General features: G+C 66.6%; 28 protein-coding genes. 2 read left to right on the top strand and 26 right to left on the bottom strand.

What is annotated here, in order from left to right; genetic code table 11:
- Positions 1–6 precede the first annotated feature (6 nt).
- The 8 genes from L1088_RS01790 to L1088_RS01755 all read right to left on the bottom strand — a co-directional run bounded on the left by L1088_RS01790 (position 7) and on the right by L1088_RS01755 (position 6,201).
- A complete protein-coding gene (locus L1088_RS01790) occupies positions 7–1,137 on the bottom strand; it encodes a deoxyguanosinetriphosphate triphosphohydrolase (protein ID WP_234553470.1) in 1,131 nt (376 codons plus the stop codon).
- A gap of 1 nt (position 1,138) precedes the next feature.
- A complete protein-coding gene (gene fabF, locus L1088_RS01785) occupies positions 1,139–2,365 on the bottom strand; it encodes a beta-ketoacyl-ACP synthase II (protein WP_234553469.1) in 1,227 nt (408 codons plus the stop codon).
- A 68-nt stretch (positions 2,366–2,433) separates the two neighbouring features.
- A complete protein-coding gene (gene acpP / locus L1088_RS01780; RefSeq protein WP_038047460.1) occupies positions 2,434–2,676 on the bottom strand; it encodes an acyl carrier protein in 243 nt (80 codons plus the stop codon).
- Between the two features lie 45 nt (positions 2,677–2,721).
- Positions 2,722–3,459, bottom strand: a complete 738-nt coding sequence (fabG, locus tag L1088_RS01775) for a 3-oxoacyl-[acyl-carrier-protein] reductase (protein ID WP_234553468.1) — start codon at positions 3,457–3,459, stop codon at positions 2,722–2,724.
- A complete protein-coding gene (gene fabD, locus L1088_RS01770) occupies positions 3,452–4,369 on the bottom strand; it encodes an ACP S-malonyltransferase (protein ID WP_234553467.1) in 918 nt (305 codons plus the stop codon). The genes fabG and fabD overlap by 8 nt, the downstream gene beginning before the upstream one ends.
- The gene (locus L1088_RS01765; protein WP_234553466.1) at positions 4,369–5,352 is read right to left on the bottom strand and encodes a beta-ketoacyl-ACP synthase III; all 984 of its coding nucleotides are present in this window, start codon (positions 5,350–5,352) and stop codon (positions 4,369–4,371) included. Before L1088_RS01765 ends, fabD begins: the two co-directional genes overlap by 1 nt.
- Before the next feature lie 73 nt (positions 5,353–5,425).
- On the bottom strand, positions 5,426–5,608 hold the full coding sequence (gene rpmF / locus L1088_RS01760; protein WP_038047453.1) for a 50S ribosomal protein L32: 183 nt from the start codon (positions 5,606–5,608) through the stop codon (positions 5,426–5,428).
- 56 nt (positions 5,609–5,664) lie between these two features.
- Positions 5,665–6,201 (bottom strand): YceD family protein, encoded by a 537-nt coding sequence (locus L1088_RS01755; protein WP_234553465.1) that lies wholly within the window; start codon positions 6,199–6,201, stop codon positions 5,665–5,667.
- 86 nt (positions 6,202–6,287) lie between these two features.
- On the opposite strand from L1088_RS01755, the gene rocF reads away from it, so the two are divergent.
- A complete protein-coding gene (gene rocF, locus L1088_RS01750; protein WP_038049544.1) occupies positions 6,288–7,163 on the top strand; it encodes an arginase in 876 nt (291 codons plus the stop codon).
- An 83-nt stretch (positions 7,164–7,246) separates the two neighbouring features.
- Entirely contained in the window at positions 7,247–7,735 is a 489-nt protein-coding gene (locus tag L1088_RS01745) for a DUF2939 domain-containing protein (RefSeq protein WP_234553464.1), read from the top strand.
- 4 nt (positions 7,736–7,739) lie between these two features.
- Here L1088_RS01745 and L1088_RS01740 read toward each other — a convergent pair whose 3' ends face one another.
- The 18 genes from L1088_RS01740 to L1088_RS01655 form a co-directional block, all read right to left on the bottom strand.
- Positions 7,740–8,120 carry a hypothetical protein gene (locus L1088_RS01740; RefSeq protein ID WP_038047445.1) on the bottom strand — a complete coding sequence of 127 codons (381 nt, stop codon included), beginning with the start codon at positions 8,118–8,120 and terminating at the stop codon, positions 7,740–7,742.
- A 130-nt stretch (positions 8,121–8,250) separates the two neighbouring features.
- Positions 8,251–9,534: an NADH-quinone oxidoreductase subunit N gene (locus L1088_RS01735; RefSeq protein ID WP_234553463.1), complete on the bottom strand. Its 1,284-nt coding sequence runs from the start codon at positions 9,532–9,534 to the stop codon at positions 8,251–8,253.
- Positions 9,531–10,940: a complex I subunit 4 family protein gene (locus L1088_RS01730; RefSeq protein ID WP_234553462.1), complete on the bottom strand. Its 1,410-nt coding sequence runs from the start codon at positions 10,938–10,940 to the stop codon at positions 9,531–9,533. The genes L1088_RS01735 and L1088_RS01730 overlap by 4 nt, the downstream gene beginning before the upstream one ends.
- Entirely contained in the window at positions 10,934–12,751 is a 1,818-nt protein-coding gene (gene nuoL, locus L1088_RS01725) for an NADH-quinone oxidoreductase subunit L (RefSeq protein ID WP_234553461.1), read from the bottom strand. Before nuoL ends, L1088_RS01730 begins: the two co-directional genes overlap by 7 nt.
- Positions 12,752–12,753: 2 nt before the next feature.
- On the bottom strand, positions 12,754–13,041 hold the full coding sequence (gene nuoK, locus L1088_RS01720) for an NADH-quinone oxidoreductase subunit NuoK (RefSeq protein ID WP_038039961.1): 288 nt from the start codon (positions 13,039–13,041) through the stop codon (positions 12,754–12,756).
- Complete coding sequence (locus L1088_RS01715) at positions 13,038–13,577, bottom strand: NADH-quinone oxidoreductase subunit J family protein (protein WP_038047431.1); 540 nt, start codon at positions 13,575–13,577, stop codon at positions 13,038–13,040. Before L1088_RS01715 ends, nuoK begins: the two co-directional genes overlap by 4 nt.
- A complete protein-coding gene (gene nuoI, locus L1088_RS01710; protein WP_234553460.1) occupies positions 13,574–14,122 on the bottom strand; it encodes an NADH-quinone oxidoreductase subunit NuoI in 549 nt (182 codons plus the stop codon). The genes L1088_RS01715 and nuoI overlap by 4 nt, the downstream gene beginning before the upstream one ends.
- Positions 14,119–15,210 (bottom strand): NADH-quinone oxidoreductase subunit NuoH, encoded by a 1,092-nt coding sequence (gene nuoH, locus L1088_RS01705; protein WP_038047428.1) that lies wholly within the window; start codon positions 15,208–15,210, stop codon positions 14,119–14,121. Before nuoH ends, nuoI begins: the two co-directional genes overlap by 4 nt.
- Positions 15,207–17,558, bottom strand: coding sequence for an NADH-quinone oxidoreductase subunit NuoG (gene nuoG / locus L1088_RS01700; protein WP_234553459.1), 2,352 nt, complete (start codon positions 17,556–17,558; stop codon positions 15,207–15,209). Before nuoG ends, nuoH begins: the two co-directional genes overlap by 4 nt.
- 2 nt (positions 17,559–17,560) lie before the next feature.
- Positions 17,561–18,874 (bottom strand): NADH-quinone oxidoreductase subunit NuoF, encoded by a 1,314-nt coding sequence (nuoF, locus tag L1088_RS01695; protein WP_234553458.1) that lies wholly within the window; start codon positions 18,872–18,874, stop codon positions 17,561–17,563.
- Positions 18,871–19,416 (bottom strand): NADH-quinone oxidoreductase subunit NuoE, encoded by a 546-nt coding sequence (gene nuoE, locus L1088_RS01690; protein ID WP_038047421.1) that lies wholly within the window; start codon positions 19,414–19,416, stop codon positions 18,871–18,873. Before nuoE ends, nuoF begins: the two co-directional genes overlap by 4 nt.
- Positions 19,417–19,425: 9 nt before the next feature.
- Positions 19,426–20,646 (bottom strand): NADH dehydrogenase (quinone) subunit D, encoded by a 1,221-nt coding sequence (nuoD, locus tag L1088_RS01685; RefSeq protein ID WP_234553457.1) that lies wholly within the window; start codon positions 20,644–20,646, stop codon positions 19,426–19,428.
- Positions 20,647–20,664: 18 nt separating this feature from the next.
- Positions 20,665–21,300: an NADH-quinone oxidoreductase subunit C gene (locus tag L1088_RS01680; RefSeq protein ID WP_234553456.1), complete on the bottom strand. Its 636-nt coding sequence runs from the start codon at positions 21,298–21,300 to the stop codon at positions 20,665–20,667.
- A 3-nt stretch (positions 21,301–21,303) separates the two neighbouring features.
- Positions 21,304–21,849: a NuoB/complex I 20 kDa subunit family protein gene (locus L1088_RS01675; RefSeq protein WP_038047414.1), complete on the bottom strand. Its 546-nt coding sequence runs from the start codon at positions 21,847–21,849 to the stop codon at positions 21,304–21,306.
- A complete protein-coding gene (locus L1088_RS01670; RefSeq protein ID WP_038047412.1) occupies positions 21,840–22,199 on the bottom strand; it encodes an NADH-quinone oxidoreductase subunit A in 360 nt (119 codons plus the stop codon). The genes L1088_RS01675 and L1088_RS01670 overlap by 10 nt, the downstream gene beginning before the upstream one ends.
- A 169-nt stretch (positions 22,200–22,368) precedes the next feature.
- Positions 22,369–23,184, bottom strand: coding sequence for a 16S rRNA (adenine(1518)-N(6)/adenine(1519)-N(6))-dimethyltransferase RsmA (gene rsmA, locus L1088_RS01665; protein WP_234553455.1), 816 nt, complete (start codon positions 23,182–23,184; stop codon positions 22,369–22,371).
- Positions 23,177–23,923 (bottom strand): metallophosphoesterase, encoded by a 747-nt coding sequence (locus tag L1088_RS01660; protein ID WP_038047410.1) that lies wholly within the window; start codon positions 23,921–23,923, stop codon positions 23,177–23,179. Before L1088_RS01660 ends, rsmA begins: the two co-directional genes overlap by 8 nt.
- Positions 23,920–24,567 carry a Rad52/Rad22 family DNA repair protein gene (locus L1088_RS01655; protein ID WP_234553454.1) on the bottom strand — a complete coding sequence of 216 codons (648 nt, stop codon included), beginning with the start codon at positions 24,565–24,567 and terminating at the stop codon, positions 23,920–23,922. Before L1088_RS01655 ends, L1088_RS01660 begins: the two co-directional genes overlap by 4 nt.
- Positions 24,568–24,590 lie beyond the last annotated feature (23 nt).

Below are 24,590 nucleotides of genomic sequence, written 5' to 3'. Positions count from 1 at the left end.
GGGGTTTCAGGGGAAGAGCTTCCGGTAGGCCTCGAGGGCGTACCGGTCCGTCATGCCGGCGATATAGTCGCACACGGCCCGCTCCAATCCCTCCTCGGGGATCCGGGCTTGGACCTCCCTGGGCAGGATCTCAGGGTAGCGGGTGTAGGCGGTGAAGAGGCCTTCCAGCACGGCCTCGGCCTTGCGCCGCTCCCTCAGAACCTCGGGGTGGCGGTAGAGCTTCTCCAGCAAGAAGGCTTTGAGCTCCCCGTGGACCCGCTCCGCCTCCGGGGTCAAGGCCGCCAGGCGCTCGGGGTGCTGGCGCACCCCTTCGGCGCTTTCCACCCCGGCGGCTTCCACCCGCTGGTGGGTGGCCTCGATGGCGGCGGTGATGAGGAAGCCCAGCACCTGGCGCACCAGGATGCGGCGGGAGCGCTCGCTGAAGCGGAGGAGGTCCAAACCCTCTTCCCGGGCCAGGTCCTGCAGAAAGGTCACTTCCGAAAGCTCCTTGGGCTGGAGGAGGCCGCTGCGAAGCCCGTCGTCCAGGTCGTGGGCCGCGTAGGCGATGGCGTCCGAGAGGTCCACCACCTGGGCCTCGAGGGTGCCCCGCCCCGGGTACTCCGGCTTGAAGCCGGGGGCGTAGGCGGCCTCGTGGGTGGCGATGCCCTCCCGCACCTCGTAGGTGAGGTTCAAGCCCTTGAAGCCGGGGTAGCGCTCCTCCAGCTGGGTAAGGATGCGCAGGGCCTGGGCGTTGTGCTCAAACCCCCCGTGGTCCCGCATGAGCTCGTTTAGAACCTTCTCCCCCGTGTGGCCAAAGGGGGGGTGGCCCAGGTCGTGGGAGAGGGCGATGGCCTCGGTGAGGTCCTCGTTGAGGCCCAGGGCGCGGGCGATGGAGCGGGCCACCTGGACCACCTCGAGGGTGTGGGTGAGGCGGGTGCGGTAGTAGTCCCCCGCCCAGTTGGGGAAGACCTGGGTCTTGTACTCCAGGCGGCGGAAGGCAGTGGTGTGCAGGATGCGGTCCCGGTCCTTCTGGTAGGGGGTGCGGTAGGCCGACTCGGGCTCGAGGTGCTCCCGCCCCCGGGTGTCCTTGGCCTTTTGGGCATAGGGGGCGAGCCTTTCCGCCTCCAGTTCCAAAAGCCGCTCCCGGGGGAAGAGCATCCTAAACCCGCCGGAAGAGGAGGACGGCGTTCTGCCCGCCGAAGGCGAAGGAGTTGGAGAGGGCGTACTCCACCCGGGCCTCCCTGGGCTCGGGCACGAAGTCCAGGTCCAGCTCCGGGTCGGGGTCTTCCAGGTTGATGGTGGGGGGGATGACCCCGTGGTAGAGGGCCTGCACCGTGGCGATGGCCTCTACCGCCCCAGCGGCTCCCAGGAGGTGGCCGATCATGCTCTTGGTGCTGGAGACCATGAGCCTCTTGGCATGCTCCCCAAAGACCTTCTTGATGGCCAAGACCTCCGCCCGATCCCCCACGGGGGTGGAGGTGCCGTGGGCGTTGATGTAGCCCACTTCCTCGGGGTTCACCTGGGCGTCCCTTAGGGCCCGGCGCATGGCCAAAGCGGCCCCTTTCCCCTCGGGGTGAGGCTCGGTGATGTGGTGGGCGTCGGCGCTCCGGCCAAAGCCCACCACCTCGGCGTAGATCCTGGCTCCCCGCCTCCTCGCGTGCTCGTACTCCTCCAGCACCAAGACCCCGGCCCCTTCCCCCATCACGAACCCGTCCCGGGAGAGGGTGAAGGGGCGGCTGGCCTTGGTGGGCTCCTCGTTCCGGGTGGAAAGGGCCCGCATCACCGCAAAGGCCCCGATGGCCATGGGGGTGATGGCGGCCTCCGTGCCCCCGGCCAGGACGACGTCGGCTTCCCCTAGCTGGACCATGCGGAAGGCTTGGCCGATGGCGTCGGAACCCGTGGCGCAGGCGGTGACCGCGGTGGAGCTTGGCCCCATGAAGCCGTAGCGCATGGCGATGTGGGCCGAGGCCATGTTGGCGATCATCATGGGGATGAAGAAGGGGCTGATGCGGTTTGGGCCCCGCTCCAGGAAGACCTTGCTCTGGGCCTCCCAGGTCTCCATCCCCCCGATGCCGGTGCCCACCAGGGTGCCCACCCGCTCGGGGTCTAAGGCGCTCGGCTCCAGCCCCGCGTCCTTAAGGGCCAGCTCGGCGGCGATGAGGGCGTACTGGACGAAGCGGTCCAGGCGCCTGAGCTCCTTCTTGTCCAGGTAGTCCTCGGGGTTCACATCCACCTCGGCGGCGATACGCACGGGAAGGGCCGAGGCGTCAAAGCGGGTGATGGGGCGGACCCCGCTCTTGCCCTCCAGCTGGGCCCGGTGGTAGGCCTCCGCGCCCACGCCGATGGGGGTGAGGGGCCCGAGGCCGGTGACGACCACGCGTCGCATGGGGGTAGTATACCTTGCTCCCAAAGGAGAAAGCGGGGCACCTGGGTGCCCCGCTCACCCCTAGGGCTTTAGCCCAGCTTGCTCTGGATGTAGGCCACCGCGTCCTTGACGGTGCGGATCTTCTCCGCGTCCTCGTCGGAGATCTCCAGGCCGAACTCGTCCTCCAGGCCCATGATGAGCTCCACGGTGTCCAGGCTGTCAGCGCCCAGGTCCTCGATGAAGCGGGCCTCGAGGGTGATCTTCTCGGGCTCCACGGAGAGCTTGTCCGCGATAACCGCCTTGACCTTTTCAAAGATTTCCTGCTCCGTCATGGAAACCTCCCCCTGGGATTGTACCACGCACCTTCATCGGGGGCCTTAGTGCGGGGTAAGCCCCCCGTCCACGCACAGGGTCTGACCGGTGATGTAGCCCGCGGCCTCGGAGACCAAGAAGGCCACCGCTTCGGCCACGTCCTCGGGCCGGCCGAAGCGGCCTGCGGGGATGCTTTTCAGGTAGGCTTCCCGCACCTCCGGCGGGAGCTTCTCCGTCATCTCCGTCTCGATGAAGCCTGGGGCCACGGCGTTCACCGTGATCCCCCGGGCGGCGTACTCCTTGGCCACCGCCCGGGTGAAGCCGATGAGCCCCGCCTTGGAGGCCACGTAGTTGGCCTGGCCGGGGTTACCGAGGAGGCCCACCACGCTGGTGATGTTCACGATGCGCCCGAAGCGGGCCTTCATCATGAGCTTGATGGCCTCTCGGGTGGTGCGGAAGACGGCGGAGAGGTTGGCCTCCAATACCGCTTCCCAGTCCTCGTCCTTCATGCGCACAAGGAGGGTATCCCGGGTGATGCCGGCGTTATTGACCAGGGTGTCCAGCCCTCCCAGGATCTCTGCCGCCCCGTGGACCAGGGCGCTGGCCGCCTCCGCCTCCAGGAGGTTGGCCCCCAGAACCCCCACCAAGGGGCTTCCTAGCCTCCGGGCCTCCTCGGCCACCTCCTCCGCCTTCTCCCGGTTCTGCCCGTAGTGGATCACCAGGGCGTAGCCTTCCTTGGCCAGCCTGAGGGCGATGGCCCGGCCGATGCCCCGGCTGGCCCCCGTCACCAGTGCCTTACGCATCCTCCACCTCCAACGCCTTCCTTACCCCTTCCGGGTCCCCCACGGAAAGGGCTTGGGCCTCCTTCAAGGTGCGGGCCACGAGGCCTTTGAGCACCTCCCCGCTTCCGAACTCCAGGAAGCGCCTTAGGCCCCGCCTTTCCATGTCTAAGATAATTTCCACCCAGCGCACGGGGGCGGTGATCTGTTCCAGGAGAAGCTCACGGATACGGCCGGGGTCCTCCTCGGGCCTAGCGGTCACGTTGGCGTAGACGGGGAAGCGGGGCTTCCTCAGGGTTACCTGGGCCAGATCCTGGGCCAGGCGCTCCCGGGCCGGGGCCATGAGGGAGGAGTGGAAGGGGGCGGAAACGGGCAGGAAGACGATGCGGGCCCGCCTTGCCTTCAGCCTTTCTGCCGCCTGCTCCACCGCCTCCTTCCTGCCGGAGATCACCGTCTGCTCGGGGCTGTTGAGGTTGGCGATCTCCACCCCCTCTAACCCCTCCAAAGCTTCTTGGATAGCTTCCAGGGGGAGCTTGAGGACCGCGGCCATGGCCCCTTCCCCAGGGGGCACGGCCTCCTGCATGTACCGGCCCCGGAGGCGCACCAGCCTTAGGGCATCCTCCAGCTCCAGGGTGCCCGCGGCCACGTGGGCGGTCCATTCCCCCAGGGAGTGCCCGGCGGCCAGGGTGGGTTCCTTCCCCCCTTCCGCCAGGAAGGCCCGGTAGGCGGCATAGCCCACCGCCAGAAGGGCGGGCTGCTGGTTTTCCGTGAGGGTAAGGGCCTCCTCGGGGCCTTCCCACATGAGCTTTTGCAGGCCCGGCAGGGCGGCCTCGGCCCGGTCCAGCACCTCCCGGGCGGCAGGAAAGGCCTCGTAAAGGGCCTGCCCCATGCCCACCTTTTGCGAGCCCTGGCCGGGGAAAAGCGCAGCGTACATCAGGCCCCTCCCCAGGTGAGGACGGCGGCGGCCCACGTGAGGCCGGCTCCGAAGGACACCAGAAGCACGTGGTCGCCTTCTTGAATGCGTCCCGCGTCCACCGCCTCCTTGAGGGCCAGGGGGATGGAGGCGGTGGAGGTGTTGCCGTAGCGGTCCACGTTCACCACCACCCGCTCCCAGGGCAGGCCCAGGCGTTCCCGGGCGGCGTCGATGATGCGCAGGTTGGCCTGGTGGGGTACGAAGACCTTGATGTCCTCCGGGGTGAGGCCAGCTTTTTCTATGGCCTCGAGGGTGGCGGTGTTCATCACCCGCACGGCGAACTTGAAGACCTCTCGCCCGTTCATGTGGAGGCGGTTGCGCATGGAGGTCCCGTCGGGAAGTCTGGGGGCCACGCAGGCGTGGTAGAGCTCCTTGGCCCCGGTGCCGTCCGCTCCCAGGACAAAGGAGCGGAAGCCGAAGCCCTCCCGCACCCGCCCCACCACCGCCGCGCCCCCCGCGTCCCCGAAGAGGACCGCAGTGGCCCGATCGTTCCAGTCTAGGATCTTGGAAAGCGCCTCCGCCCCCACCACCAGCACCTTGCGGGCCAGTCCCGCCGCCACCATGGCGTGGGCCTGGGCCAGGGCGTAAAGCCAGCCCGGGCAACCCGCCAACAGGTCGTAGGCAAAGCCCTGGATGCCGAAGCGGGCCTGGACCAAGGCGGCGGTGTCGGGGAAGAGGGCGTCCGGGGTGTTGGTGGCCACGATGACCCCGTCCACCCCCTCGAGGGCCCCCGGGTGCCTCTTTAGGAGGTCTTCCACCGCCTTAAAGGCCAGGTCCGAGGTGTACTCGTCCTCCGCGGCGATGCGCCTTTCCCGGATGCCGGTGCGGGTCACAATCCACTCATCGGAGGTGTCCAGGTAGGCCTCAAACTCCTCGTTCCGCATGACCCGTTGGGGTGCGTACGCCCCCAGGGCCAGGATGCCCAGTGCCTGACCTCCCGTCATGGGCACCACTATACCCACTGGCAGTGAAAAAGGTTGAGGCCCCAGGTTCCGGGGCCCCTTATGTTGACCCGGTCTAGACTTCTAGAACCTTGCGCCCGTCGTAGTAGCCGCACTCGGGGCAGACGGTGTGGGGAGGCTTCATGGCCTTGCACTCCGGGCAGGGGACCAGGGTGGGAGGGGTGAGGGCGTGGTGGCTCCTGCGGGCATCGCGCTTTGCCTTTGAGGTCTTCTTCTTGGGTACAGGATGCTTGGCCATCTTCGGTCCTCCAGGGGGTGGGCCCCCACTAAACCCCTGGTAGTATAGCAGACCCGCTAGAGTTCGGGAAGGAGGTTCTTCAAGCCCAGGAGGGGGCGATGCGCTTCTGCCTCGTGGCCGCAGTCCACCAGGTTGCGGTCGGCGCCGCAGACCGGGCAGAGCCCCTTGCACCCCTCCTCGCAGAGCACGGTGTAGGGCATCTCTGTGACAAAGGCTTCGGTAAGGAAGGGCAAAAGGTCCAGGTCGGGCTCCCCGAAGGCGTAGTACTCGTCCTCGTCCTCCTCGTGGAAGACCACCTCCTCGAGGCCTGGCTGGTAGCGGAGCATGTGCTGGAAGTGGGCGTGGACGTGGGTAGGGGTGGGCTTGAGGCAGCGGCGGCACTCCATGAGGACCACGCCCTCCACCTCGCCGGAAAGCCAGTACTCATCCCCCCCCACCGAGGACAGGGAAACCTTCCAGTGGGCTTCCCCCTCTAGGGGAAAGGTTTCCTCCCCCACCTGGAAGGCTTGCCGTACCACGCCTTGGGCGCGGACGGTGCCCCCTTCCTTCAAGAGGCGGGCCAGGTTAACGCTTGCCACCTCGTGGTAATCCATCCTTTTAAGTATAGCGCTGGAAGGCCCTTTTTCCTAGGGGGCCTGGGCATAAACTTCCCGGGCAATGCATGGGCCTTTCTGCTACCATGCCCCCCATGGACCGGGTGGCGGTGATCGGTGTGCCCATGGACCTGGGCGCTGGACGGCGGGGGGTGGACATGGGGCCCTCCGCCTTGCGCTATGCCCGGCTCCTGGAGGAGCTGGAGGCTTTGGGGTTTGCGGTGGAGGACCTGGGGGACGTGCGCGTGCCCTTGGCGGAGACCCTGAGGCGGCGCAAAGGGACCTACTTGGAGGAAATCCGCCAGGCGGCTTTGGAGCTGAAGGAGCGGCTCCAGGCCCTGCCCGAAGGGGTGCTCCCCATCGTCTTGGGAGGCGACCACTCCCTCTCCATGGGCTCGGTCTCCGGGGTGGCCCGGGGGCGGGTGGGGGTCATTTGGGTGGATGCCCATGCGGACTTCAACACCCCGGAAACCAGTCCTTCCGGCAACATCCACGGCATGCCTCTTGCGGTCCTCTCCGGCCTGGGCCACCCCCGGCTTACAGAGGTCTTCCGGTCGGTGGATCCCAAGGATGTGGTCCTCATTGGAGTTCGGAGCGTAGACCCCGGGGAAAAGCGCCTTCTGCAGGAGGCAGGGGTCACCGTCTACACCATGCACGAGGTGGATCGGCTGGGAGTGGCCAGGATTGCCGAGGAGGCCCTGGATAGGCTTTCCGGCTTGCCCCTTCACGTTTCCCTGGACGCCGACGTCCTGGACCCTGCGGTGGCCCCCGGGGTGGGGACCCCGGTTCCCGGGGGGCTTTCCTACCGGGAGGCGCACCTCCTCATGGAGCTCCTGGCCCAGTCCGGCCAGGTGCGGAGCCTGGACCTGGTGGAGGTGAACCCCATCCTGGACGAGAAGAACAGGACCGCGGAGATGATGGTGGGCCTGGCCCTGAGCCTCTTGGGCAAGCGGATTCTTTGAAGCCCCCGCCTAAGGAGCCTATCCTGCGGTGCGTTCGCGGCCCTTGCCTTGACTGGAAAAGTTGCGCCTTCTATGCTGCCCCCATGAGGCACCGGTTCCTCGTGGGGGTTCTGGCTTTGGGGCTCTTGGCCCTTGCGGGCTATGGGTTTCTTGCCCCCTTCCTCACCTTGAGGGGCTTGGCGGTTGCGGTGGAGCGCAAGGAGGTTCAGGCCCTGGAGCGGTATGTGGACTTTCCCCGGGTGCGGGAGGCGCTCAAGGCCGACCTCAGCGCCAGCTTGATGAAGGAGATGCAAAACGAGGAGAATCCCTTCGCCGCGCTAGGCCTGCTCTTCACCGCGGGCATGGTGAACGTCTTGGTGGATGCCCTCCTCACGCCAGAGGGCTTAGCCAGCCTCGGCACGGGAAAGGAAACCGGCCAGGCCTCCTTGGAGGAAGTGCGCAACTGGAGGCTCCGCTACCTGGGCCTTTCCCGCGCCTTCATCTACCACAAGGACGACCCCCGTTCGGGCCTGGTCTTGGAGCGGCAAGGCCTCCGCTGGCGGGTGGTGAAGCTGCAGATGCCCCTGGACTGAGGGGTCATCCCAGGCGCCGCCGCAGGGTGCTCCCCAGGAGATGGCCCTTCAGGTAGGGGGGCAGGAGCTGGCCGTAGGTAGGGGCTGCCTTGCGGTGGCTCAGGGGCTCCAAGGCGTTTCTTGCCCACTCGCTCACCAGCACGGGGAAGTCCCAGCCGGTTTCCAGGAAGAAGGCTTCGGCTTCCTGCCAGGCCCCTTCCAGGCGGCGGAAGAAGGCGGAGAAGTCCTTGGGGGGCGGGGCTTCCGGCCAGAGAAAGCCGCTGGCCACCCCCAGGAGCCAGGCGCCCTTGAGCTCCTTGGGGAGGGTCTGGGCCCCCTGGGCCACGTAGGCCAGGGGGTCTTTCCGCAGGAGCTCCTGGGGCAGGTGGGCCAGGGGGTCGTCCATGGTTTGGCTTCAGTTTAGGCCCCGGTGGGGCCGCAAAGCAAGGGGGGCCTCGAGGGCCCCCTTGCTGGCTTTCCTACAAGGCCTGTTGCACCCTTGGCGAAAGCCGAGTCGCCTATACCCCTGTCGCGGCTCAACCTCCCTGGGCCAAGGCGGGGAGGACGATCCCCGGGAGGAAGCCCAGGAGGAGGAGGGCCAGGGCCACCAAGAGGGCCACGCCCCGGGCCAGAGGCCGGGGGGCGGCCACGGCCTCGCCCTTTTGGAACACGGCCAGGCCCAGGGACAGGTAGTAGTAGGCGCTCACCACGCTGGTGAGGAGGGCCAGGATGAGAAGCCCCCACTGGCCCACCTTGGCGGCCTCGGTGAAGACCAGGTACTTGCCCCAGAAGCCCCCCAAGGGGGGAAGGCCCAGGAGGGAGAGGGCGGCCACAAAGAGGGCGAGGCCCAGGAGGGGGTCGCGGTGGAAGAGGCCCTTGAGGCGCTCCAAGGGCACGCGGTCTGGGGAAACCTCCGAAAGCACCGCAAAGGCTAAGCCCGTGGCCAGCACGTAGGTGAGGAGGTAGAAGCCCAAGGCCTGCAGGTTCCCGGTGTAAAGGGCGAGGGCCATGTACCCCGCGTGGGCGATGGAGGAGTAGGCGAGGAGCCTTTTGGCCTCCTTTTGCGTGAGGGCGGCGAGGTTGCCGATCAGGACCGAGAGGGCGATGAGAAGGGAAAGGGCCTCGGGCGCCCCTGGGGCCACCACCCGCAACAGGGCGGCGAAGGCCGCGGCCTTGACCCCGGTGGCCATGAAGAGGACCACCGGGGTGGGGCTTCCCTGATACACGTCCGGGGTCCAGAAGTGGAAGGGGGCCAGGGCCACCTTGAAGCCCAGGCCCACCAAGAGGAGGCCTAGGGCCAAGGCGTAGAGGGGGCCTTCCCCCGGGGTGCCGGCCAGGAGGCTTCCCGTGGCCCCGTAGTGGAGGGCGGTGCCGTAGAGGAAGAAGGCGGCGGCCAGGGCACCTAGAAGGAAGTACTTGAGGGCGGCCTCCAGCCCCTCGCCCCGCCGCCAGGTGGCCAGGGCATAGAGGGGCAGGGAGAGGGCCTCGAGGGCCACCAGCATCAGGATGAGGTTTTTGGTGGAGGCGAGAAGGTGCATGCCGGTGGCCGCGTAGAAGACGAGGAGGTAAAACTCAAAGCGCCGGGTGCGCACCAGCCCCGCGGTCCAGAGCGCCCCCACGAGGGCCAAGAGGGTGAAGACCTGGGAGATGCCGTCCACCTGGTACGGGCCAAAGGCGAAGGGCTTGCTCCAGGAGAAGAGGAGGGTGAGGAGGGCCAGGGAGAGGCCCAGGATGGTGAGGCGCTTGAAGACGGGTACAGATACCAGGAAGCCTAAAAGGGTGAGGGCCACGGAGAAGGCCCCAAGCACCAGGAGGGTCATGCGCCACCTCCGAGGAGTTTGGCAAAGGCCTCGGCCAAGGGCCTAAGGCCATCCAGGAAGTACCCGGGGAAGACCCCCATGAGGAGCAGGGCGGCCACCGCTAAGGCGGCGAAGGACCACTCAGGCCCCCGGAGGTCCTCCACCTCCTTGCCTCCCTCTTCCCAGAAGACCTTTTGGAAGGCGGTCAGGGCGTAGGCCGCACCGGCGATCACCGAGAGGAAGGCCAAAGCGGCAAGCCAGGGGCTGGCCTTGTAGGCCCCCAGCAGGGTGAGGAACTCCCCTGGGAAGCCGGAAAGCCCCGGGAGCCCCACCATGGCCAGGAAGAGGAAGAGGGCTAAGGCGGCTAGGCCGGGGGCGCTGGCCGCCAGGCCCCGGTAGCGCCCGATCTCCAGGGTATGCGTCCTCTCGTAAAGCCTTCCTGCCAGGAGGAAGAGGCCCCCGGTGTAGACCCCGCTCGCCGCCAGGAGGTAAAGCCCCCCTAGGGCCCCTTCCGGCGTGCCGGAGAAGACCCCGAAGGCCGCCACCCCCATGTGAGAAACCCCGGCGTAGGCCAAAAGGGTCTTGAAGTCCTGGGCGGAGAAGGCCACCCAGGCGCCGTAGAGGGCGCTTATGGCTGCCAGGAAAAAGAGAAGTCCTTGCAGCTCATAAAAGCCCTCCGGGGCCAGGGGGATGGCGAAGCGGAAGAAGGCGAAGACGCCCACCTTGTAGAGGGTACCCAAGGCGTCCGCCAGCCCCGAGGGGTGGTTCTCCTGGTGGAAGAGGGGAAGCCAGGCGTGCACCGGGAAGAGGGGGGTCTTGATGGCGAAGGCTAGGGCGAAGCCCAGGAAGACCCAGAAGGCTGCCGGCCCCTTCACCGGGTGGGCCAGGAGGTCTTCCAGGAGGAAGGTGGGGCTTCCCCCCAGGGCCTTCACCGCCAGGATGGCGGCCAGCATGGGCAAGGAGCCCGCCAGGGTGAAGAGGAGAAAGGTGTAGATGGCCCTAAGGCGCTTCTCCCCGCCGTAGAAGAAGAGCATGAGCAGGGAGGGAATCAGGGCTGCTTCAAAAAAGAGATAGAAGACCAGAAGGTCCCGGGCGGCGAAGAGGCCCAGGAGGAGAGCCTCCATGAGAAGGGCAAGCCCTAAGAAGCGCCCTTCCACCTTGGCCACCAAAGCGCCCAGGAAGACGGTGAGGCCGATGGTGAGGAAGAAAAGGGCGGAAAGGCCGTCCAGGCCCAAGGCCCAGTAGACCCCAGCCCCTGGAAGTAGGGGAGCCTGCACCCCAAAGGCCACCCCTCCGGGGTGGGTCAGGAAGAGGTAGAGGTTCAGGAGAAAGCTTAAGCCCGCTCCCCACACCCCCAAAGCGCGGGGCAGACCCAGAAGGAGGAGCGTGCCGAACACCGCGGGAAAGAGGATCGCCAGGACTACCACCGCATCACCCCCAAGACGAGAAGCACGCCCAGCACGAAGAGCAGGGCGTAGACCCGGAGATAGCCCGCCTGCAACCGGGCCACCCCCTGACCCAGGCTCCGCACCAGCCCGCCCAGGCCCGCGTAGCCGCCGAGGAGACCCATGTCCCCGAAGAGCAGGGCTTCCGCCAGGGCCTTCAAGGGGTTGACGAGAAGGGCGTTGTACACCCGGTCGGCGTAGAAGCTCTCCCGGCTCCAGGCCTCAAAGGTGAGGTACCAGGCGGGGAAGGCCTTCCTCTGGAAGAAGGTGTAGCCCAGCCAGAGTCCCAGAAGGGCCACCACTCCTGAGAGGGCGATAAGGCCCCACTCCGCGCCCAAGGAAAGATGATGGGCCTCCACCTCGGCCAGGGTGGGTTTCAAGAAGGCCTCGAGGACGTTGGGCAGGGGATGGGGCAGGGCCAGGTACCCGGCCAGCAAGGAGCCCAGGGCCAGAAGGTGGTTGGGCCAGAGCATCACCCCCGGGGCCTCGTGGGGATGGTGGTGGCCCCGTTCCTCCCCCAGGAAGACCAGAACGAACCAGCGCATGGCGTACATGGCGGTGAGGACGGCCACCAGGAGGGCCCCCAGGTAGAAGCCCAGACCCCCAAAGGGATAGGTGAGGGTGGCGGTGAGGATGGCGTCCTTAGACCAGAAGCCGGAGAGAAGGGGGAGGCCGCCTAGGGCTAGCGCCCCGATGAGCCCGTGCCAGCGGGTCAGGGGCAGGTGCTTCCAAAGTCCCCCCATCTTGCGCACGTCCTGCTCCCCGCCCAGGGCGTGGATCACGCTGCCCGAGGCCAGGAAGAGGAGGGCCTTGAAGAAGGCGTGGGTGAAGACGTGGAAAAGCGCCACCCAGTAGGCCCCCACCCCCGCGGCCAGGAACATGTACCCCAGCTGGCTGATGGTGGAGTAGGCCACGATTTTCTTGATATCGTTCTGGCCGAAGGCGGAAAGCGCTCCGTAGGCCGCGGTGAGGAGGCCGATGACGGCGATGGCGTAGGAAACATCGGGGAGGTTGGCGTAGAGGAAGGAGCTCCGGGCGACGAGGTAGACCCCGGCGGTCACCATGGTGGCCGCGTGGATGAGAGCGGAAACGGGGGTAGGGCCGGCCATGGCGTCGGGGAGCCAGACCATGAGGGGCACCTGGGCGCTTTTACCCACCGCGCCCAGGAAGAGGAGGAGGCCCGCCAGGGCCAGGAGGCTGGGGTTCTTCAAGGGGCCTTCCAGGGCTTCCTTGAGCTCGGTGATGGAAAGGGTGCCGTAAAGGGCCCAGAGGATGGCCATGCCCAGCATGAAGCCCAGGTCGCCTATGCGGTTGACGATGAAGGCTTTGCGGGCGGAGTCGGCGTACTGGGCGTTCTTGTACCAGAAGCCGATGAGGAGGAAGCTGGCCAGGCCCACCCCTTCCCAGCCGATGAACATCACCGGGTAGCTGTCGGCCAGCACCAGGGTGAGCATCATGGCGATGAAGAGGTTGAAGTAGGCGAAGAAGCGGCTATTGCCCGGGTCCCCGTGCATGTAGCCGATGGCGTAGACGTGGATGAGGAAGCCTACGCCGGTGACGATCATGAGCATGAAGCCGGAGAGGTTGTCCAAGAGGAGGCTGAAAGGGATGCCGGGGAGCCACTCCGCTTGGAAGCGGGCCCCACCCTGGGCGAGGAGGCCCACCCCCAGGAGGAAGGAGACCAAGACCAGGGCTGAGGCTATAAGCCCAGGCAGAGGCTCTTTTAACCTCTTACCGAAAAGCCCCAGGAGGGCAAAGCCCAAGAGGGGAAGGAGGATGGTCAGCAGCAGCATGCTCACCCCCTAAGCTCCGAAAGGTCGTCCACCGCGGTGCTCTCCCGGTGGCGGAAGATGGCCACGATGAGGCCCAGGCCCACCGCCACCTCGGCGGCGGCGATGGCGATGACCATGAGGGCGGCCACCTGGCCCTCGAGGCCATGGGCCCGGGCAAACCCCACCAGGGAGAGGTTCGCCGCGTTCAGCATGAGCTCAATGGAGAGGAAGACCAATATGGCCGTCCTGCGAGTCAGGACCCCGTAAACCCCCAGGGCGAAGAGCAGGGCCGAGGTGAAGAGGTAGCTCACCGTACCACCTCCTTTTCCTCCTTGCGCTCCTCGGGGCGCAGGGCGTCCAGGGGACGGGTGGGCTGGACCAGGGCCACGGCCACCACCGTGGCCGCCATGAGGAGGAAGCCCACTGCCAGGAGGACAAAGAGCCAGTCCCCGTAGAGGAGGGGCCCCAGGGCCTGGGGCAGGCCCCCCTGCAGGTCTTTCGTGAAGGCCAGGTTCAGGCCCCAAAGCCCGGAGAAGAGGGCCAAGGCTACCCCCAGGGCCAGGAGGGCCGCTAAGGGTTTAGAGCGCACCAGGGGGTCAAAGCCCACCTCCCCTTGGGCGGCGAAGAGGAGCATGATCACGAAGAGGAAGAGGACCACAATGGCCCCAGCGTACACGATCACCTGGATGAAACCCAGAAAGCGGGCGTCCAGGCCCACATAGACCCCGGCCAGTACCAGGAAGTTCAGGATGAGGGCCAAAGCGGCGTGGATGGCGTTCCTCAAGGTCACCACCAGTGCCCCGGTGGCGAGGAGCAGGAGCAGGGCCAAAGCTTCCCAAGGGCTCACCGCTTCCCTCCTTCCGTGGGGGCCTTGAAGCCCTCCAGCTCAGGGCGCACGTAGGGCACCACGTATCCGGGCTTCACTGCTTTGCCGGTCATCTTGGCCTCCCGGCGCTGGGGCTTGGTGCCTACCACGTCCACCAGCATGTCCTCCTTGCCGTAGATGAGGTCGGAGTACTGGTAGTCGGCCATCTCGAAGTCGTAGCCCAGCACGATGGCCCCGGTGGGGCAGGCCTCCTCGCAGAGGCCGCAGAAGATGCACCGGAGCATGTTGATCTCGTACACCTTGGCGTAACGCTCTCCTGCGGACACGGGGTGTTCGGGGTCGTTCTCCGCAGGTTCCACGTAAATGGCGTAGGCGGGGCAGGCGGCGGCGCACAAGGAGCAGCCGATGCACTTCTCCAGGCCGTTGGGGTGGCGGGTGAGCACGTGGCGGCCGTGGAACCGGGGCATGAGGGCCACGGGGGCATCGGGGTAGGGAACGGTCACCGGCTTGGAGAAGAGGTACTTAAGGGTGATGCCGAGGCTCTGGGCCAGGGCTTTAAGGGTCATGCGCCACCTCCTTTACGGACGGGTTTGGGGCTGTACATCACCGCCCCCAGAAGGACCAAGAGGGTGGCCAAGGAGAGGTAGAGGAGGTAGGAGCGGGGAAGGTCTAAGGCCACCACCAGGGCGGTCACCAGGAACCAGACCAGGGCCACCGGGAAGAGGAAGCCCCAGCCGAAGCGCAGAAGCTGGTCGTAGCGCAGGCGGAACCACGTGGCCCGGATCCAGATGAAGAAGAAGAGGAAGAAGGCGATCTTGAGGAACATCCAAAGATAGGGGACGTTCCAGAAGGGCATGGTCCAGCCGCCCAGGAAGAGGGTGGGGATGAGGGCGCTGGCGGTGATGAAGTGGATGTACTCCGTCATCTGGAAGAGGGCCCACTTGATGGAGCTGTATTCGGTGTGGTAGCCCCCCACCAGCTCCTGCTCGGCCTCAGGGAGGTCAAAGGGGGTGCGGGCAGCCTCGGCCAGGGCGGCGATCATGTAGACCAAGAAGGCAGGGAAAGCGTACAGGGCCAGCCAGCCGTGCTCCTGCTGCCAGTTGACGATGTCGTTGAGGTTCAGGCTTCCCACCAAGAGCACCGGGGAGAGGAGGGCGATGCCCAGGCCCAGCTCGTAGGAGATGAGGCTCGCCGAGGAGCGCAAGGAGCCCAGGAGGCTGTACTTGCTCCCCGAGGCCCATCCCGCCAGGAAGATGCCGTAGATGGCCATCTCGCTCACGGCGAAGAGGTAGAGGAGGCCCAGGTCCAGGTTCAAGACCCAGGGCTGGAAGCCAAAGAAGCTCCCCGGGGGGCCGAAGGGGATAGCCCCGAAGGCCAGGAGGGCGAAGACCACGCCGATGAGGGGAGCCAGCACGAAGATCACCTTGTCGGCGCGCTCCACCACCAGGTCTTCCTTGAAGATGCTCTTGATGGCGTCAGCGATGGGCTGGAAGAGACCCAAAGGACCTACCCTATTCGGCCCCATCCGGATCTGGAAGCGGGCCAGGAGCCGCCGCTCAATGAGGGTCATGAAGGCGAAGGCCGTGAGGAGGCCGACCACCACCAAAAGCGCCTTTAGGGCCGCCATCCAGTAGGGGTCCAGGGGGTAGTTCATGCTTCACCTCCCGCGGGCACCAGGAGCTTGGCCTCCGTCCTTCGCCCGGCGGAGGGCCTTAGGGCGCTAAGGTAAAGGAAGCCCTTGGGTATGTCTTCCCGAAGGACCACATGGGCTTCCATCTGCCCCCAGGGGCTTTCCACCGCCACCTTGGCCCCTTCCAAAAGGGCCTCGGCCCGGGCGGTCTCGGGATGGACCCAGAGTTCCGGGCGCACCGCCTCCCGCACCTTGCCCGTGAGCTGTTGCCCCCGCCACATGGTGGGCCTTAGGTAGACGCGGCCCTCTTGCCCCTTGGGCCTGAGGGCCTTGGTGCGGTGGGCGAGGAGGCCCATGGGGCCGGGCACCTTGCGGGACCGGAGCTCCCGCTCCGCCTCCATTCCCAGCCGGAAGGGCGGCTTCACCCCCAAGGCCTCCGCCAAGAGGGCCAGAGCCTGCAGGGCACTTTCCGCCTCCCCGTTGGCGATGGGGGCAGGGGAGAGGGGGAGGACGCGGCCTTCCAGGTTCACCACGTGGCCCCGCTTTTCGTAGAAGGTGGGAGCGGGAAGGACCACGTGGGCGTAGCGCTCCGCCAAAGGGTGGAGGTGGCTTAAGTGCATCACCAGGAAGCGCTTGTCCCTAAGGGCCTCCTCGGGGGGCACGAAGCCGTAGTAGGCGTAGGCAGCTCCGGGCTCGTCCCAGGCAGCGCCCCTTTCCCCAGGCCAGACCCCCAGGGCCTCGAGGCCCCGGGCGTTGGCCGCAGGGGTCATGGCCAGGACCTTGGCCCCCTTGCGCTCGGCGAGAAGCCTGGCCCTTTCCGCGGCCACGGAATCTTGGAGGACCCCCGCTCCCAGGATGAGGACAGGGTTTTGCGCCCTCTCCCAGGCTTCCTTGGCCCGCTGTACCGCCTCGCTCCCCTCCTTCTCACCTAGGAGGGCCAGGAGGAGCTCCCGCTCCTCCCCGGGGGCATGAACCTGGTGGATGGCGGCCCAGCGCATGAGGGGGGCGCGGTAGGGGGCGAAGAGGGCCATCTTGTCCCGGCGCCTGGGCATCCTTTCCTTGATGGAGAGGTCGGCGAAGGGGGTGCCGTGGGCGAAGCGCTGGGGGGGCTTTAGGTCGCGCACGAACTCGGAAAGGCGCAGGTGGAGGAGGGGAGCCTCCTCCGTGGGATCCCCCAGGACCAGGGCGAAGTCCGCCCCCAGGAGGTCTTCAAAGGTGGCCGCGGGGTAGAGGCTTGCGGGGGCGGCGGTGCGGCCCTCGAAGTCCAGGTGGGGGGTAGCGAGGGCCTTGGCCAGCTCGCTGGCCATCAGACCTTCCTCCAAGGTGGCGTCATGGGCCAGGTAGATCCCCACCTCCTCCTTCCTGGCTCCCTTTAAACCTTCCCGAAGGGCGGCGAAGGCCTCCTCCCAGGTGGCCTCTTGGAGCCTCCCGTCCTTGCGCACCATGGGGGTCTTGAGGCGCTCCTGGTCCGCCCACTCGTGCCCGAAGCGGCCCGCGTCGCAGAGCCAGATCTCGTTGACCTCGGGTACCTCCCGGGCGCGGATGCGCAGGAGCTCCCCGCTCCTGGTGTCCGCGGTGATGCCGCAACCCACGGGGCAGAGGGTGCAGGTGGTGGGGGTTTCCTCCATCTCCCAGTTGCGGGCGCGGAAGCGGGCGGTGAGGTCCAGAAGGGCCCCCACGGGGCAGATGTCGGTGATGTTCCCCGAGAAGCCCGAGGGGAGGCCGAAGTCCATGGTGCCGATGAAGGTGTGCATCCCCCGCTCGATGAAGTCCAGCACCTCGTCCCCCGGGATCTCCTCAAAGTAGCGCACGCAGCGCTTGCAGTGGATGCACCGCTCCCGGTCCAGCACCACGAAGGGGGAAAGGGGGTGGTGCTTGTCCACGTGGCGGCGGGTGAACTCAAAGCGGGTGTAGGTGGGAAGCTCGAGGGGAGCCTTCTGGTAATACTTCTCGTAGAGCCCGTACTCCACCGTGCGGTCCTGGAGCTCGCAGGCCCCGCCCTTGTCGCAGGTGGGGCAGTCTAAGGGGTGGTTGAGGAGGGTGAACTCCACCATCCCCGCCTGGGCTTCCCGCACCACTTCCGAGAGGGTGTCCACCACCATGCCGTCGGCTACGGCGGTGACGCAGCTGGCGGCCAGCTTGGGCTGCCAGGCGATCTCCGGTTCCCCCCTTTCATTCAGCACAGGCTTCCCGTCCGGGCCCCGCTTGGGCAGGCCGATGCGCACCAGGCACATGCGGCAGGCCCCTATGGGGGAGAGGTGCTTTTCCGAGCAGAAGAGGGGCACGTCGTACCCCGCGTGGAAGACCGCGTCCATGACGCTGGTCCCCGGGGGCACTTCCACGATCCGGTCGTTCACCTTGACCCTGACCACCTTCACCTCCAGAGGCTCACCCTGGGCACGGGCCGCTTCTCCCGCGCCAGGGCCAGGTACTGGTCCTTGAAGTGCTTCAGCGAGCCTTTCACCGGCCACACCGCCGCATCCGCCAGGGGGCAGAAGCTCCGGCCCTCGATGAGGGGGAGGAGGGCCTCGAGGTTCTCCACGTCCTTTTCCTCCCCTTGGCCGCTGCCGATTTTGGCGAAGAGGTTCACCATGAAGCCCGCCACCCCCTCGCGGCAGGGGGTGCACTTGCCGCAGGACTCGTGGGCGTAGAAGCGGGTGACGTTCCACATGGCGTCCACCATGCTCACCCGCTCGGGGATGAGGATGACCCCACCCGTGCCCAGCATGGAGCCCTTGGCCTGCAGGTGCTCGTAGCTCATGGGGGTGTCCAGCACCTCATCGGTAAAGGGCAAAGGCGGGGTGGAAGACCCCCCAGGGATGAGGGCCTGGATGGGCTCCAGAGGCCCTCCCGCCCACTCGTAGATCAGCTCGCGCAGGGTGGTGCCCATGGGAAGCTCGTAGACCCCAGGCCGCCGGACAGGCCCCGAGACCTGGTAGAGTTTCATTCCCTTGGACCCTTCCGTGCCCATGCTGGCGAACCAGTCGGCCCCCCGCTCCAGGATGGGCACCACCGAGGCCAGGGTCTCCACGTTGTTGATGGTGGTGGGCTTGCCCCAGAGGCCGGATTGGGCGGGGAAGGGGGGCTTCAGGCGGGGATTGGCCCGAAGGCCTTCCAAGGAGTTCATGAGGGCGGTTTCCTCGCCGCAGATGTAGGCCCCAGCCCCCCGGTGCACGTGGAGGTTGAAGGAGAAGCCCGAGCCGAAGAGGTTTTCCCCCAGGTACCCCCGCTCCCGGGCCTCGCGGATGGCCGCCTCGAGCCTGTCCGCCGCTTTGCGGTACTCCCCGCGCACGTAGATGTAGCCCACCGTGGCCCGGATGGCGTAGCCCGCCAGGATCATCCCCTCGATGAGGAGGTGGGGGACGTCCTCCAGGATGTAGCGGTCCTTGAAGCTCCCCGGCTCCGATTCGTCGGCGTTGCAGATGAGGTAGTGCTGCTGCCCGTCCTTGGGCATGAAGCTCCACTTGACCCCGGTGGGGAAGCCCGCCCCGCCCCGGCCCCTAAGCCCCGAGCGCTTCACCTCCTCGATGACCTCTTCGGGGCTTTTCTCCTTCAGGACCCGCTTGGCGGTTTCGTAGCCGCCGTGCCGCAGGTAGTAGTCCAGGGTCCAGGAGTTCTCCTTGCCCACGTGGGCGTAGAGGGTCCGCTCAAAACGGGGGTCTTTTCCGGATACGATGGGCCCGGTCATACCTCCACCTCGTGCACGTGGTGCCCGCACTTTCCGGGAAGCTGGATCTCCTCCAGCCGTTTCCCAGCCCTAAGGCCCTCCAAAAGCGCCTTGAGGCGCTCCCGGGTCACGCACTCCACGTAGGGTTCGTCGTTTACCTGGACCACGGGGGCGGTGTGGCACGAGCCCAGGCACTCCACCTTCTGCACGCTGAAGAGGCCATCCGGGGTCACCTCCCCAGGACCGATGCCCAGCTCCTCCGTAAGGTGGTCCCAAAGCTCGTCCGCCCCCGCCAGCTTGCAGGAGAGGGTGGAGCAGACCTGGAGGTGGTACTTGCCCGTGGGCACAAACTGGTAGTAGGAGTAGAAGCTCGCCACCCCCATGACCTCGGTGGCGGTGGTGCCCACCAAGCGGGCGATCTCCTCCACCCGCTCGGGCCGGATCCAGCCCTCTTCCTGTTGTACCTTCCGCAAAAGGGGCATGATGGCTGAACGGCGGCCTTCGGGCGGATACTTGGAGAAAGTTTCTGCTAGGAAATCCTGCTTGTCGTCAAAGAACCCCATCTTCCCTCCTTAGCGGTCCACGTCGCCCATGACAGGGTCCAGGCTGGCGATGATGGCCACCATGTCGGGCACCTGCTCCCCCTTGGTGGCGTAGGGGAGGCTTTGCAGGTTGACGAAGCTGGGGGCCCGCACCTTCACCCGGTAGGGCATGCTGCCTCCATCGGAAACGATGTAGTACCCCAGTTCGCCCCTGGCAGATTCCGTGGGCACGTACACCTCGCCCTTGGGGGGGTGGAAGCCCTCGGTGTAGTGCTTGAAGTGGTAGATGACCGCCTCCATGGAGGTTTCCAGGAGATGCCTGGGAGGGGGGGTGATCTGGGGGTTGGGATCGCGCACCGGCCCCGGTTCCAGCCGCTCCAGGGCCTGCTTTATGATCTTCACCGACTCCCGCATCTCCCGGATACGCACCAGCATCCGGTCAAACACGTCCCCCTGCTCTCCCAGGGGCACTTCAAACTGGTAGGTGTCGTAGCCCCCGTAGGGGTAGGCCTTGCGCACGTCGTAGTTCACCCCACTAGCCCTCAAAGAGCCTCCGGTGAGGCCCAGGTGGATGGCCACCTCGGGGGGGATGACCCCCACGCCCCGGGCCCTTTCGTGGAAGATGGGGCTTCCCGCAAAGAGGGCCTCGTACTCGTCGATGCGGTGGGGCAGGACCTGCAGGAACTTCGTCAGCTCGGGCACGAACTCCTCGGGGAGGTCTTCCTTGACCCCGCCGATGCGGATGTAGTTGTGGTGGAAGCGCTGGCCGGTCACCCACTCGAAGAGGTCCAGGATGGCCTCCCGCTCGCGGAAGGCGTAGAAGAAGGGGGTGAGGGCCCCCAGGTCCAAAAGCCCGGTGCCCAGGAAGACCAGGTGGCTGGCCAGGCGGGAGAGCTCGTTCAGGATGATGCGGATGGTCTGGGCTCGAGGCGGCACCACCGCTCCCACCAGCCGCTCCACCGCCAGGGCGTAGGCCAGGTCGTGGGCGAAGGAGTGGAGGTAGTCCATCCGGGGCGTATACGTGATGACCTGCGTATACGTCCGGTTCTCCATGTTCTTCTCAAAGCCCGTGTGGAGGTAGCCGATGTGGGGCACGAGGTCCAAGACCTCCTCGCCCGAGAGGGTGACCACCACCCGCAAGACCCCGTGGGTGGAGGGGTGCTGCGGGCCCACGTTGAGGGTCATGACCTCGGTGCGGAGCTCCTTGGGTTCCTCCGCCACCTGTGGGTCCAGGTCCAGGTAGTCCTTCATTTGGCCTCCCTAGCCAACCTAGCCCCTACCGGGGCTCTTGTCTCCTTTGGCCTTCATGAGGTCCGCCCAGAGCGCCTTGTACCCCTTGCGGCTACCGCCCCGGTAGGCGGTGAGGCCGGGGCTCTTGCCCTTGAGGGCGGCCCGGAACTCCCAGGGCACGATGAAGCGCCCCTCGCGGAACAGGGTGGGGGTTTCGCCTAGGGGGAAGTCCTTGCGCAGGGGGTGGCCCTCGAGGTCCTCCGGGGTCAGGATCTTCCGGAGGTCGGGGTGTCCTTCAAAGACGATGCCGAACATGTCGTACACCTCCCGCTCCAGGAAGTTCGCGCTCCCCCAGAGGTCGGTCACCGTGGGAAGCACGGGGTCCTTCTCCGGCACGTAAACCCGGACGAAGAAGCGGCTCCCATCCCCGTCCCGCCACCCTGGCAGGGAAACCAGCTCGTAGACCACCGAGAAGCGCTCGGGCTTAGGGTCCGGGTACTCCAGGTAGTCTATGCCCACGATGTCCGCCAGGTAGTTGAAGCCCAGCTCCTTGTAGCGGGCCATCTCCCCCTTGAGAGCCTCCCGGGGCAGGACCACCCAGAGGTTCCCAAGTCCGTTGTCCTCTACGGCGTAGCCCTTGGTCTGGGCCTCCTCTAAAACGACCTGAAGCCGCACGCTTCACCCCCTTGTCCGGCGCCAGGCAGCCACCGGGGGAAGCCTCTCCCCCCGCTCGTTCACCGCCTGGCCCCGCACCTTCTTCTGGAGCTGCATCACCGCGTAGATGAGGGCCTCGGGACGGGGCGGGCAACCCGGCACGTAGACGTCCACCGGCACCACCGAGTCCACGTTCTGCACGATGGCGTAGTTGTTGAACATGCCCCCGGAGCTGGCGCAGGCCCCCATGGAGATCACCCACTTGGGGTCGGGCATTTGCTCCCAGACCCGGCGCATCACCGGGGCCATCTTCTTGGAAAGCCTCCCCGCCACGATCATCACGTCCGCCTGGCGGGGGCTTGCCCGGAAGACCTCGCTGCCAAAGCGGGCCAGGTCGTTGCGGGCGTCGGTGGAGGCCATCATCTCGATGGCGCAGCAGGCGAGGCCAAACGTGGCAGGCCAGAGGCTGTTGGAGCGGCCCCAGGCCACCAGCTTCTCCAGGGTGGTGAAGAGGATGCCCTCCCTTTCCAGTTCCTGAACGTCTTTCTCAAAGAGGTCCTTCAGTGCCACCGCATCACCCCCTTCCACCACTCGTAGAGGAAGCCCACGAAGAGCAGGAGGGTGAAGCCCAAGACCCCCCAGAACCCGTAAAGCCCCAAGCTTCCCGCACTCACCGCGTAGGGCCAAAGGAAGGCCACCTCCACGTCAAAGAGGATGAAGAGCATGGCCACCACGTAGAAGTGCACGGGAAAGCGCCGCACCTCCCCCGCAGGGTCGTTCCCCGACTCGTAGGGCATGAGCTTGGCCTTCCCCGGCTTCTTGGGACCCAACAGGGCCCCCACCGCTAGGGCCGCCACCCCGATGAAGAGGGCCACTCCCAGATAGATGAGGACGTTTACATACTCCGCGATCGGCGCCAAGGTCCCCTCCTTTCGTGCATCTCTTCACGAGGTGGGAGCCCAAGCACCCCTCAGACTCCCGCCTCATTTCCCGCCCATCTTACCACCCCGCCCCTGGGACAAAAGGGTTGGCCTACACTGAGGGGAAGGCTAATCGGTGTAATGCGCTTATTTATCGGAAGTTTGCCAGTTACACTGTGGTGTAGAGCAGTTCCTTGAGCCGGAGAAAGTGGGGGAGGCCCAACGCCTCCGCCCGGACGTCGGGGGGGAGGCTTAAGGCCTGGAGGGCTGCCTCAATCTTCTCTTTGGGGTATCCAGCGGCCAGGAGGGCGTTCCTCAAGGTTTTGCGGCGCTGGGCGAAGGCGGCTTCGGCCAGCTGGAAGAGCTTGGGGTCATCGGGCCTGCCCGTGGGGGTGAGGCGCACCAGGCTGCTCACCACCTTGGGGGGCGGGAAGAAGGCGCCTGGGGGCAGGTCCATGAGCTTCTCCGCTTGGCCATGGTAGGCCACCCGAAGGGAGAGAAGACCGTACTGAGGGGTGCTGGGTTGGGCCACCATGCGCTCGGCCACCTCTTTTTGCACCAAGAAGACGAGGCGCGCGAAGCGTCCCGTTTGCAACAGGCGGGTGATGAGGGGGGTGGCGATGTTGTAGGGCAGGTTGGCCACCAGGAGGCTCCCTGGGGGCACCTCCTCCCAGGGGTAGGCCAGGGCGTCCCCGAAGATCAGGCGCACGGGGAGGCCCTTTAGGGTTTCCTCCAGCACGGGGCGCAGGCGCTCGTCCTTCTCGATGGCCGTCACCTCTGCCCCCGCTTCGGCCAGGGCCCGGGTGAGCACCCCCAGACCTGGCCCCACCTCATACACCGGCCCTGTGAAGGGCTTCGCCGCTTCCACGATGCGCTTTAAGTGGGTCTCTGAAACCAGGAAGTTCTGCCCGAAGCGCTTGTCGGCGAAAAGGCCATGTCGCTGGAGAAGCTCCCGCACTTCCTTGGGCGAGGTGAGCTTAGGCATGGGAAAGGCGTTTGGCCTCGAGGCGCAGAGGCTCTTCGTAGGGGTGGAGCACCAGGTACTCCCCCAGGTCCAGGGCGTCGATAAGGGCTAAGCGCTCCTTGATGAGGATGCCGTCTTTCATGGGGACGTGGCCGTAGACGCCAAAGCGGTAGCCCATGCGCTCCACGTAGTCGGGGGTGCGGAACCACCAGGTCTTGGGCTCGCTTTGGGCGTAGAAAAGCTCGTCGTACTCCTGGAGCCAGGGCACCGGGCCCACGTGGGCGAAGTGAACCCCCTGAAGGACCAGCTCCCGCGGGAAGCGGGCCATCCAGGCCCTAAGGGCCTCGGGCAGGGGCTTCCCCCCCATCTCAGGATGGAACTCCAGGTGCTTGAGGTGGCGGTTGCCCAGCACCGGCTCTCCCTTGAGGGCGGCCTCGTCGTGGTTGCCCAAAAGGATGGTCACGTGGCCTTCCGCCTCCTCTTGGAAGGCCTTGAGGCGGAAGAGCTCCCGGATCTGGTAGCCCGCCGCCAGGCGCAGGTGGGTGGGGTCTTGCGGGTTAAAGGGGGAAAGGCCGGTGAGGCGCTCGTAGTCCCGGGGGGTTTTGGGGTGGACCAGGTCGCCCAGCAGGACCACCTGGGTCTGGCCCGAGCGCAACGCCTCCGTGGGCCTGAGATGAGCGTCCGCTAGGCCCTCAGCCCTCAGGATGCGCCAGAGGGTGGGGAAGTTTCCGTGGAGGTCCCCGACGGCGACGACCCTCATCCTTTGAGCAGGGCGCGGAGCTCCCCGTAGAGGCGCTTGGTTTCCTCTGGGGTCTTGCCGTACCCCCCGTATTTGGTGACGATCTTGGCGGCCTCCTTACCCAGGCCCTTTTCCTTCAGGCGCTCCATGAGCTGGTCGATGAGCCGGTAGGCCTCGGGCTTTTCCTCCTCCGGGGGGGCGGCCTCCGGGGCTCCTTCGCCCTCAGGCAGCCTGGGTGGGGTGAAGCGCCCCTTTTCCGGGTCGTAGTCCACCCACTGCTTTTCCAGGCGGTAGAGGTAGCGGCCCACCCCGAACTTGACGGCGGCTCTTTTCAGCGCATCGGAGAAGGCCGCCTTCAGGGAGTCCCCTTCCCCCACGTCCTCCTTGGTCACCCCGCGGATGGTGAGGCGGCACTTCACCTCCACCAGCCGCTCCCGCCGCTCGCCCCGCTCGTCCCTCACCGTGCGCTCGGCATCGGCCAGGACCTCGTAGGCGTCCTGCCACCCCTCGGGCCCCACCACCCGGTCCAGCCGGTCCAGAACGGTGCGGGCGTCCACGTAGGGCACCACCAGGGCCCGCCGCTTGTCCCGGCTCGTGGCCTCAATGCGCCACTGCACCTCGCCGGGAGGAAAGGGTTCGGCGAGCTTTTGCCAAACTTCGTCCATACCTCAAGTTTACTTTAGGCGGC

This window comes from Thermus caliditerrae (genome assembly GCF_021462525.1).
GTDB classification, from domain to species: Bacteria; Deinococcota; Deinococci; order Deinococcales; family Thermaceae; genus Thermus; species Thermus caliditerrae.
This window is presented reverse-complemented; position numbering and strand designations above follow the sequence as displayed.